At 28.6% G+C, this 932-nt stretch carries 1 protein-coding gene; it reads left to right on the plus strand.

What is annotated here, in order from left to right; genetic code table 11:
• On the plus strand, nucleotides 1–932 hold a 932-nt coding region (locus tag O3801_RS08480), incomplete at both ends, for an ISL3 family transposase (RefSeq protein ID WP_483299493.1).

The raw sequence follows: 932 nt of genomic DNA on the forward strand, positions 1-932 counted from the left end.
GCTTTATTAAAAATGTCAGAATGCCCTACATACCTTAGATTAAAGAAACAACGCTTCAAATGCAGAGAGTGTAATTCTAAGTTTTGTGCTGAAACATCATTTGTACAAAAGCACTGCAGTATATCAAAAAATCTTATATTTTATATTATGAAGAATCTATCTAAAACATTATCTTTTAAAGATATAGCTGAATTAAGTAATGTATCAGTATCTACAGTAGTAAGAGTAATGAAATCATGCAGAGAAGCTGTAGAAGTTAAGACTCATTCAAACCTACCAGAACACCTATGTTTTGATGAGATAAAATCAACTAAAGATAGTAAAAATGGAATGAGTTTCGTATTCTTAGATGCTAAAACACATGACTTTATAGATATTGTAGACGGAAGAACACAACATATATTAAAACAATACTTTATGAGATATCCAAGAAAAGCACGAAAGAAAGTGAAGACAATCTGTATAGATATTTATCCTCCTTATATGAATATGATTAGAGAGATGTTCCCTAACGCTGAAATAATAATAGATAGATTTCACATGGTTCAAAATATTAATAGAGAATTAAACAAAGCTAGAGTAAAACTAATGAATCAATATAAGAATAAAAAAGGCTCTACTTACACTATTCTAAAGAACTTCTGGAAAGTAATATTAGAAGATAGAGATATAGTAAATTCAACAAAAACATTCTATTCTAGAAGCTTTAAACGTTATGTAACTAGAAAAGAAGTATTAGATTATATATTAGCCATAGATGCCGAATTTACAGCTAGCTATGAGAGAGTACATGAGATAAGAGAAGCTATTAAGGCTAAAGATTCTGTAGAATTAGAGAAATATATAGATATGGATACTAGAGGCTTATCTAAAGGTGTATCTAAAGCTATAAATACTATGAAAAAACACAAAGACTATATGCTTAACGCTGT

The organism is Gemella sp. 27098_8_149, from assembly GCF_041433745.1.
In the GTDB taxonomy this organism is placed as follows: Bacteria; Bacillota; Bacilli; order Staphylococcales; family Gemellaceae; genus Gemella.